The organism is Brachybacterium sp. SW0106-09, assembly GCF_001293905.1.
Lineage (GTDB): Bacteria > Actinomycetota > Actinomycetes > Actinomycetales > Dermabacteraceae > Brachybacterium > Brachybacterium conglomeratum.
In genome coordinates this window covers 1-9,311 of the sequence record NZ_BCAK01000044.1, presented here as the reverse complement: position 1 = coordinate 9,311, position 9,311 = coordinate 1, and the positions used below count along the sequence as shown (strand labels likewise).

Here is a 9,311-nt window from a genome sequence, read left to right as displayed (position 1 = left end):
TCGCGTCCGGCCTGGCCGCGTCCGCCCTGGCCGCGGCCGCCGCCCTGACCGCCGCGACCGCGACCGCCCTGGCCGCCGCCGCGGCGCTCGCCCGCCATGCGGCGCTCGTCCAGCGGCTCCTCCGGCTGGCGCGGCTCATGGGTCGCCACGCGCTCGCCGGGGGCGAGCTCCGTGAGGACGGGGCTGGTCGAGACGACCTGCTGGTGGTAGGTGGGGGTGATCCCGGCCTTGCGCATCAGGTCGTTCACGTCGCGCTTCTGGTCCGGGGTCTGCACGGTGATGACCGTGCCGGACTCGCCGGCGCGCGCGGTGCGGCCCGAGCGGTGCAGGTAGGCCTTGTGCTCGACGGGCGGGTCGGCGTGGACCACGAGAGCGACCTCGTCCACGTGGATGCCGCGCGCGGCGATGTCGGTGCAGACCATCGTCGTCGCGGTGCCGGAGCCGAAGGCCTCGAGGTTCCGGGTGCGGGCGTTCTGCGAGAGGTTGCCGTGCAGGTCCACCGCGTCCACGCCGCGGGCGGAGAGCTTGCGGGCGAGGTTCTTCGCGCCGTACTTGGTGCGGGTGAACATGATGGTGCGGCCGGGGGCGGCCGCGAGGTCGCGCAGCACGTCGAAGCGCGTCTCCTTGTCGACCTCGAGCACGTGGTGCTCCATCGTGCCCACGGGGCTCGTTGCGGGGTCCGCGGAGTGCGTGACCGGGTCGTGGAGGAACTCCTTGACCAGCTTGTTCACGCCGGAGTCGAGGGTCGCGGAGAACAGCATGCGCTGGCCGCGGCGCGGGGTCGCCTCGAGGATTCGGCGCACCATGGGCAGGAAGCCCATGTCGGCCATGTGATCGGCCTCGTCGATCACGGTGATCTCGATGGCGCCGAGATCGGCGTGGCCCTGGCCCATCAGGTCCAGGAGCCGTCCGGGGCAGGCGATGAGCACGTCGACGCCGCCCGCGAGGGCGTTCACCTGCGGGTTCTGGCCGACGCCGCCGAAGACGACGGCGCTGCGCAGGCCGGCGGCCTTCTCCAGCGGCTTCAGCGAGTCGGCGATCTGCGAGGCGAGCTCGCGGGTGGGGGCGAGCACGAGCGAGCGCGGCCGACGGGCGGTGCGGCGCTTCGGGGTCTCCAGCAGGCGCGCCACCAGCGGCAGCAGGAAGGCATAGGTCTTGCCCGAGCCGGTGCGGCCCCGGCCCAGCACGTCGCGCCCGGACAGGGAGTCCGGCAGGGTCGCGGCCTGGATGGGAGTGGGAGAGGTGATCCCCAGCGGCGCGAGCGCGGCGGTGAGGGAGGCGGGCACGCCGAGGCGTGCGAAGTCAGGGGTGGTCACGAAGGGTGATCCGTTCTCTGTGCGTTGCACCCCGCACGTCGTCGTCACGTCGGGACCGCTCGAGGCGGTCCTTTCCGGCCGACGCTGTCGCCGTCTGCGGGGCCTGCCGCTCCTCGTGCCCGACGTGGTGCGTCGAGGGGTGCGGGGCTGCCCGGACGGGACCTGTGCCGCGGCGGGAGGACGGCACTCCCGCCGACCTTACGCGGCGGTCACCTCGTAGGCGACGTGCGGCACTCCGCATGTGAGATACCACCGTGTCCTCCTGGTGCGGCCTGCGTCCCCGTCGGCCGCCCGCCCGGGATTTCCAACGTTGCACATTCCGGGGTGGTGGGGTTGACTGACCCCTGACAGATCACCGCCGATCACGCGCCAGGAGCCCCTGCGATGACCCCTCCGACCCCCGCGCTGCCCGAGGCGCTCGCCGCGCTGTTCACGCGAGCCGACGAGCTCGCGGCCCAGCTGGACGCCCCGCTCTCCGCCGCACCCGACGTGCCTCGCCCCGAGCATCCGCGCCCCCAGCTGCAGCGCCCCACCTGGCTGAACCTCAACGGGACCTGGCAGTTCGAGATCGACCGCGGCGACACGGGCCGGGAGCGCGGCCTGCTGGGCCGCGCGCTCGAGGACGAGATCACGGTGCCCTTCGCGCCCGAGACCCCGGCCTCCGGGATCGGCGACCGCGACTTCCTCGAGGCCGTCTGGTACCGCCGCACCCTCACCATCCCCGCGGACTGGGTGGGCCTGCGCCCGATCCTCCGCTTCGAGGCGGTGGACCAGGACGCGACCGTCTGGGCGAACGGCGTCGAGGTCGCACGCCACCGCGGCGGCTTCACCCCCTTCTCCGCCGACCTCTCCCAGGTCCCCGGCCTCGGCGTCGGAGGCGAGGTGAGCATCGTGGTCCGCGCCCGCGACCCGCACGATGCGCCCCAGGCCCGCGGCAAGCAGTCCACCTGGTTCCGCCCCACCCACGCCAACTACCACCGCACCACCGGCATCTGGCAGAGCGTCTGGCTCGAGGGCGTGCCGGCCGACGAGATCCGCTCCCTGCGGATCATCCCCTCGCTCGCCGCCGCCTCCTTCGCGATCGACGTGCCGCTCTCGCGCAGCACCCCCGGTACGTCCCTCGAGGTCATCGCCTCCGTGCCCGGCGGGGAGGAGGTCGCGCGCACGAGCGTCCGCGCCGACCTCGACCTCGCCCCGCACCTGGCGCTGACGATCCCCGAGGAGCACGTGCGCGTGTGGGGCGCCGGCGCGCCCGAGCTCTACGCCCTGCAGGTGCGGCTGCTGGATGCCGACGACGCCGTGCTCGACGAGGTCCGCTCCTACGCCGGCCTGCGCTCGACCTCCCTGAACGCCCACGAGTACCGCCTGAACGGCGAGAAGGTCTTCCAGCGCCTGGTCCTGGACCAGGGCTACTGGGAGGACTCGTTCATGACCGCCCCGTCGGACGATGCCTTCACCACCGACATCCGCCTCGCGATGGAGGCCGGCTTCAACGGCGCCCGTCTCCACCAGAAGGTCTTCGACCAGCGCATGCTCTTCTGGGCGGACCTGCACGGCTATCTCACCTGGGGCGAGTTCGGGGACTGGGGCGTCTCGGGTCTCGGCCCGCTGGGCGACAACCAGCAGCCCACCGCCTCCTTCATCGGGCAGTGGATCGAGGCGGTCGCCCGCGACATCAACCACCCCTCGATCATCGGCTGGTGCCCGCTGAACGAGACCCACCAGATCCTCCACGACCGCTTCACGCAGCTCGATACCGTCACCCAGGCGATGTACGACGCGACCAAGCTCGCCGACCCCTCCCGCCCCGTGCTCGACGCCTCCGGCTACTCCCACCGGGTGCGCGGCGCCGACGTCTACGACTCCCACTCCTACGAGCAGGACCCCGAGCGGTTCCGCGCCGAGCAGGCCGGGCTCGCCGAGGGCCGCCCCTTCGCCAACCGCCGCGACCTGGCCCCGGACGAGTACCCCTTCGCCGACGGCGAGTTCTCCCTGCCCTTCGCCGGCCAGCCCTACTTCGTCTCGGAGTACGGCGGCATCTGGTGGAACGAGCAGGAGGCGAAGGAGGCCGCCGAAGCGGCGCGCGCCGGGAACAACGCCGCCGAGTCCTGGGGATACGGACAGCGGATCACCAGCGAGGAGGAGCTCTATGCCCGCTTCGAGGGGCTCACCCGCGTGCTGCTCGAGGACCCGCTGATGTTCGGCTACTGCTACACGCAGATGACCGACGTGTTCCAGGAGAAGAACGGCGTGGTCGACTTCGCCCGCGGCCGCAAGCTCGACCTCGCCCGGCTCCGCGCGGTCCAGGAGCGGCCCGCGGCGTACGAGACCGAGGGCTGAGCCTCCGGGCGCACTCCCGCCCCGTCGGCGTCGGTGCCGGAGAGATCCGCGGGGCCGACGGCGGCGCGCCCGAGGTGCTGGGGCCGACGGTCGAGGTGCTGGCCGAGCTCGCGAACGGCACCGGCCGCGCCGCGACCCTGTCTCGCAGCAGCTCGTCTCCCATCATGTGCGCTTCGACCCCGCGGTCGACGGGGCGCGCGGGGCGCGCCTGGGCCGCACCCCGCAGCGCTACGCGTGGCTCGCCGAGCTCGACCTCATGGCGCAGCTGGCAGGATTCACCAGGGAGTCCCGCTGGGCGGACTGGGACCGCAGCGAGTTCACCGCCGACTCCCGCAGCCACGTCACCGTCTGCCGACTCCCCGGAGGAACCCCGTGACCCGTCCCGCTCCCGACTCGTCGACCCGCCCCGCGGGGTCGCCGGCGGCCCTCCACCGCGACGCGCTGACCCTCGAGGACGTCCCCGCGCTCACCGCGCTGCTGAACACGGTCGACGGCCACGACGAGCTCGGAGAGCCCGTCGAGGAGCCGAGCATCCGCGAATGGCTGCAGACGCCGCGCCTGGACCTCGCCGAGGACACGGTCGCCCTGCGGGCCGGCGAGCAGATCGTCGGCTTCGGACTGGTCACCGTCTCCGCGCATCCCGACCGCGACGGCCGCGCCCGCGTCCAGCTCAGCGGTGCCGTGCATCCCGAGCATCGGCGTCAGGGGATCGGCACCTCGATCCTGGAGCTGCTCGAGGCGCGCGGCAGCTCGCTCGCCGCGCAGCGGCACCCCGGACTGCCCGCGGTGCTGCGCACGAGCGGCGGCCGCGATCCTGAGTCGGACGCCGGCCCGGGCGGGGCCGACATCCGCCCCGTGCTCGAGCGGCGGGGGTACCGACGGGTCCGCTCCTGGCTCGAGATGGAGCGCGAGCTTCCTGGGCCGGCGCTGGAGCTCCCCGCCCTGGAAGGAGCCCGGATCCTCGCTCCCGCGCCGGAGCAGAGCGAGGCCGTGCGGCTCGCCCACATCGCCGCCTTCGCGGACCACTGGGGCTCCGCCCCGATCGATGCGGAGACCTGGCAGCTGTGGACCACCTCCCACACCTCCCGCCCCGAGCACTCCACGATCGCCCTCGCCCCGGACGGCATCGTGCTCGCCTATGCCGTCACCTCCGAGGACCGCCCCGGCGTGCTGCACGTGGCGCTCGTCGGCACCCGCCCCGAGGCGCGCGGCCGGGGCCTCGCCCGCGCGGTGCTCGCCCGCACCCTCGTTTCGGGGGCGGAGGCCGGCTTCGCCGCAGCCGTCCTCGAGGTCGATGCCGAGTCCCTCACCGGCGCGACCCGGCTCTACGAGGCCGTCGGCTTCGAGCGCGCGCACGTCTACGCGACCTTTGAGAAGCCGGTGGGCTGAGGCGGGGGCCGGCGCGGCCCCCTCGCGCAGACCCTTGACCTCGACCGCACCTACTGTCCATAGTGTCTATAGACAGTAGGCGCGGTCGTCATGGACGGTCGCTCCGCCGGACGAAGGGGGCGAGGATGCACATCCCGATCGACGCCTCCGCGCCCGAGCCCATCTACGAGCAGATCCGCGCGCACCTGACCGAGGCGATCCTGCGAGGCGACCTCGGCGCCGGAACGGCCCTTCCCTCGATCCGCGTCCTCGCCCGTGACCTGCGGGTCAGCGTCATCACCACCACACGCGCCTACAACGAGCTGGTGGCCGACGGTCTGGTGGACGCGGTGCGCGGCAAGGGCGTCTTCGTCCGCGCCCAGCAACCCGAGGCCGTGTGCGCTCGGGCGCACGAGCGCGTCGACGCCGCGCTTGCCGAGGCCGTGCGCGCGTCGAGGCCCGCCGGGATCACGCTCGAGGAGCTGCACGACCGTCTCCACCGCCGCTTCGAGGAGGGCCGATGAGCACCGCTCGCCCGGAACAGCACGACTCCCCGGAGAACCGCCCGCGGACCGACGTCCGGGAGCCGCCCGTCGCCGTGCGCGTCGAGGAGCTGACCGTGGAGCTGCCGTCGCAGGAGCGTCCCTATGCCGCCCCGCTCCAGGCCGTCCGCGAGCTGGACCTGACGGTGCCGACCGGTCAGATCACAGCGCTCGTCGGCGCCAACGGCGCCGGCAAGACGACCGCGCTGCGCACGATGATCGGCGCACTGCCCTGGTCGCGGGGCAAGGTCGAGGTGCTCGGCACCGAGATGGGGCCGGCCCGCGTCGCCGTGCCGGAGGGCGCCTCCTTCGTCCCGGACAGTCCCGACTATCCGGACCGCTGGACGGCACGGCGGCTGGCCCGGGCACACGGCGCCACGACCCCCTTCGACCAGGGGCGGTTCGACGCCCGCCTCTCGGCCCATGGAGTGCCCCTCGACCGTCCCGTCGGCCGCCTCTCCCGAGGCCAGCTCACCCAGCTCGCGCTCTCCGCGGCGCTGGCCCGGGACCCACGCCTGCTGATCCTCGACGAGCCCTTCGCACGGCTGGACCCTCTCGCCCGCACCGAGCTGGTCGACGAGCTGCGCGATCTGATGGCCCTCGGGGACCGCACGATCCTGCTGTCCACTCACGACCTCGAGGGAATGGAGCGCTTCGTCGACCGCCTCGTGGTGATTGCCGACGGCCGGACCGTGCTCGAGGGCGACGTCGAGGCCCTCCGCGAGGAGCTCCTCCTGCTCGAGCGGCCACGGCAGGCGAGCGACGAACGGGACACGGACCCCTCGCTGATCGGCCCGACCACGAGCGGCGACACGACGAGTGCCCTCATCGCCGTCGACGACGCCGCTGGTCTGCCGCCCGGGACCGTCCTGCGCCGACCCGCCGTCAGCGAGCTCGTGACCCACTGCCTCCGCGCCGCAGGTGCTTCCGGGCACGAGACTGCTGCGCCCGTCACGACTCCGAGGAGGGGAGCGGAATGACCCCGATCCGGCAGGCGATGTCCATGGAGCTGCGCCTGAGCAGCGGACGCTTCTCACTCGCAGTCGCCCTGTGCGCGCTGACCCTCGTCCTCGCGGCGACGATCACGGATGCGCTGGTGGCGGCGCTCACGATCTGGGGAGCGCTCGCCTGGTACCGCTATGGCCGTCCGGAGACCGTCGAGCGAGCAGAGCTGAGAGCGACGCTCGGGCTCTCCCGCGCGGACGGCGTCCGCGGACGGGTGGCGCTGATAGGACTCGAGACCGTGATGCTCCTGGGCACCGCCGTGCTCGCCGCACCGGTCTCGTCGGCGACGGGGCTCGGGACGTCCGTGACCCCCGGCCCCACCTTCGTCCTCTCGGGGCCCCCTGGCCTGTCCGGCGCCCTGATCGCCCTGGCGGGCACGCTCCACGCCGGGCTGGTCCTCGTGCTCACCGGGATCGCCGTCGGCGGGGACTGCCTGACCCGTCGCCCCGCCCGTTCGATGGCGCTGCTGAGCCTGGTCGTGTATCTCGGTGCGGGACTGCTCAGCTCCGTGCTCATCGGGCTGCCGCTGGCAGCGGTCGAGCTGTCGAACGGCGCCGTGATGACCTACCTGATCGTGTGCGCCGGGGTGGCCGTGCTGCTCGCGGTGGCTCTCCTGGTGCTGCGCCGGCGCGTCCGCGCCTGGATCCGTCGGCTCGATTCCGGCGTCGCCGCACGGGCGATGTCCGCGGCGTGATCCGGGTCCGGCCGCTGCGAAGGGTCGACGGGTGAGCGGAGAGCCACACCGGCCCGGCCGTCGTGACCGGCGACGTCGCAGGGCTGTGGAACGATTGCGCCCATGACGATCACCGCTGCGGCCGACGGCTCCGCCCTCGGCAATCCCGGACCCGCCGGCTGGGCCTGGTACATCGACGAGGACACCTGGCGTGCGGGCGGCTGGCCCCACGGCACCAACAACATGGGCGAGCTGAAGGCCGTCCTGGACCTCCTCGAGGCGACAGCCGTGGACGCCGACCAGCACCTGCACATCCTGTGCGACAGCCAGTACGTCATCAACTCCATCACCAAGTGGATGCCGGGATGGAAGCGCAAGGGCTGGCGCAAGAAGGACGGCAAGCCCGTCATGAACGTCGAGCTGCTGAAGGACATCGACCGGGCGCTCGCCGGCCGCAGCGTCGAGTTCGAGTGGGTCAAGGGCCACGCCGGCCACGCCATGAACGAGGCGGCCGACAAGCGCGCCAACGCCGCCGCGACCGCGTTCTCCAAGAAGCAGGACCCGCAGGTCGGGCCTGGATACCGGGGGAGCGGCACCGCGCAGGGCGGCACCTCTCCCGCGCCGTCGGCCGGCTCCTCGTCGACGGGCTCCCCGTCGGCCGCGCCGTCCTCCTCGCAGACCGGCGCGGCCGGCGATCCGGGCGACCTCTTCAGCCTCTTCGACACCGCCGATCCCGCCCCCGCGGCCTCCTGCTCCACCGCGGTCGAGGACACGGTGCTCGTCGCCGATGCCCCCGGCACCAGCGACTTCGAGCAGGTCATCACCCGTGAGCAGGCGCTGCTCGCCGACGCGCTGCGCGCCGACGCCCCGAGCGCGGCCGAGCTGCTGCACCCCGCCTTCACCGAGATCGGCGCGAGCGGGCGCAGCTACGACCGCGACGAGATCCTCTCCGCCCTCGCCCCGCTCGAGGACGTGCAGGCCGAGGAGTTCCTCGCCGACGAGATCGCGCCAGGCGCGATCCTCCTGCGCTATGTCACCACCGGCCCGGACGGCACCGTCCGCCGCAGCTCGGTGTGGGTGAAGGAGCGGGGCCGTTGGCTGCTGCGCCACCACCAGGGCACCCCGGAGGGCGCCGGAGGACGGTGACCGTCTCCGTCCCGCTCGGCGCCCGTGCGGGCGGTCCCGACCTCGCGCGCGGGATCGCCCTGCTCGGCATCGCGCTGGCGAACCTGGTGGGCTGGCTGCACGGCTCCGCCTGGACGGCGCTGCTGAAGCAGCAGGACGCGAGCGCCGCGGACCGCGTCGTGGACGTGCTGCTCGCCCTGCTCGTCGACAACCGCGGCTTCCCGCTGTTCGCCCTGCTGTTCGGGTACGGGATCGGGATCCTCCGCCGCCGCTCCCTCGAGCGCGGGGAGCGTACGGGACGGTTCCTGCGGCGCATGCTGCGCCGTTTCGCCGTGCTGCTGGCGATCGGCCTCGCCCACGCGATTTTGCTGTTCAGCGGGGACATCCTGGTCGGGTACGCGGTGATCGGGATGCTCTGCGCGCTGCTGGTGACCCGGGGCCGGGTGGTGCTCGCCGCCGCGGCGATCGTGACGCTGCCGGCTCTCGGCGTGTTGGGCTGGGTGGACGGCACGGTCGGGCTCGGCGGCGGCACCGGCTATGCGGCCGCCTCCGCACCGGACTATCTGGCCGGCGTCGGGATCCGAGCGCCTGACGCCCTGCACGGCCTCCTGCTCGCCCCGATCGAGGAGATCGGCCTGCTCTCCCCGATGGCGCTCGGTGCGCTCATGGCCCGCGGCGCCCTGCTCGAGGACGTCCCCGCGCATCGCCGACGGCTCGGCCGGCTCGCGCGGTGGGGCCTCGCGATCGGCCTGGTCGGCGCGGTGCCGCTCACCGCCGTGCTGGTCCTGGACCCCGCCCATGCCCGGCTCGACGTCGAGGTCGTGCTGGGCATCCTCGGCGTGCTCCACCAGGTCAGCGGCCTCGCCGGGGCCGTCGGCCTCGCCGCCGGGGCCGCGCTGCTGGCCGCGCGGTGGGGCCCGCGCCCCGCGGCGCGCGCACCGG

9 protein-coding genes are annotated in these 9,311 nt (G+C 73.6%); 8 read left to right on the top strand and 1 reads right to left on the bottom strand.

The features are described from left to right. On the bottom strand, window positions 1–1,316 hold a 1,316-nt coding region (locus Y09_RS13865; protein ID WP_053918261.1), incomplete at its 3' end, for a DEAD/DEAH box helicase. 384 nt (window positions 1,317–1,700) lie between these two features. Here Y09_RS13865 and Y09_RS13860 point away from each other — a divergent pair. The 8 genes from Y09_RS13860 to Y09_RS13825 all read left to right on the top strand — a co-directional run. After that, window positions 1,701–3,656 (top strand): glycoside hydrolase family 2 protein, encoded by a 1,956-nt coding sequence (locus Y09_RS13860; RefSeq protein WP_082358858.1) that lies wholly within the window; start codon window positions 1,701–1,703, stop codon window positions 3,654–3,656. Between the two features lie 166 nt (window positions 3,657–3,822). Next, window positions 3,823–4,032 carry a hypothetical protein gene (locus Y09_RS13855; RefSeq protein WP_053918260.1) on the top strand — a complete coding sequence of 70 codons (210 nt, stop codon included), beginning with the start codon at window positions 3,823–3,825 and terminating at the stop codon, window positions 4,030–4,032. After that, a complete protein-coding gene (locus Y09_RS13850) occupies window positions 4,029–5,045 on the top strand; it encodes a GNAT family N-acetyltransferase (protein ID WP_200716817.1) in 1,017 nt (338 codons plus the stop codon). The genes Y09_RS13855 and Y09_RS13850 overlap by 4 nt, the downstream gene beginning before the upstream one ends. A 125-nt stretch (window positions 5,046–5,170) precedes the next feature. Continuing rightward, window positions 5,171–5,548, top strand: a complete 378-nt coding sequence (locus Y09_RS13845) for a GntR family transcriptional regulator (protein ID WP_053918259.1) — start codon at window positions 5,171–5,173, stop codon at window positions 5,546–5,548. Next, window positions 5,545–6,546, top strand: a complete 1,002-nt coding sequence (locus Y09_RS13840) for an ABC transporter ATP-binding protein (RefSeq protein ID WP_053918258.1) — start codon at window positions 5,545–5,547, stop codon at window positions 6,544–6,546. The genes Y09_RS13845 and Y09_RS13840 overlap by 4 nt, the downstream gene beginning before the upstream one ends. Then, window positions 6,543–7,265 carry a hypothetical protein gene (locus tag Y09_RS13835; RefSeq protein ID WP_053918257.1) on the top strand — a complete coding sequence of 241 codons (723 nt, stop codon included), beginning with the start codon at window positions 6,543–6,545 and terminating at the stop codon, window positions 7,263–7,265. Before Y09_RS13840 ends, Y09_RS13835 begins: the two co-directional genes overlap by 4 nt. A gap of 102 nt (window positions 7,266–7,367) precedes the next feature. Further along, window positions 7,368–8,390 carry a ribonuclease HI family protein gene (locus Y09_RS13830; protein ID WP_053918256.1) on the top strand — a complete coding sequence of 341 codons (1,023 nt, stop codon included), beginning with the start codon at window positions 7,368–7,370 and terminating at the stop codon, window positions 8,388–8,390. After that, window positions 8,387–9,311 (top strand): DUF418 domain-containing protein (locus Y09_RS13825; RefSeq protein ID WP_053918255.1); only part of this gene is annotated, 925 nt, incomplete at its 3' end. The genes Y09_RS13830 and Y09_RS13825, both read left to right, overlap by 4 nt.

Coding starts and splice junctions, on each gene's coding strand:
- Y09_RS13860 (WP_082358858.1), top strand. CDS start 1,701: ATGACCCCTCCGACCCCCGCGCTGCCCGAGGCGCTCGCCGCGCTGTTC.
- Y09_RS13845 (WP_053918259.1), top strand. CDS start 5,171: ATGCACATCCCGATCGACGCCTCCGCGCCCGAGCCCATCTACGAGCAG.
- Y09_RS13840 (WP_053918258.1), top strand. CDS start 5,545: ATGAGCACCGCTCGCCCGGAACAGCACGACTCCCCGGAGAACCGCCCG.
- Y09_RS13835 (WP_053918257.1), top strand. CDS start 6,543: ATGACCCCGATCCGGCAGGCGATGTCCATGGAGCTGCGCCTGAGCAGC.
- Y09_RS13830 (WP_053918256.1), top strand. CDS start 7,368: ATGACGATCACCGCTGCGGCCGACGGCTCCGCCCTCGGCAATCCCGGA.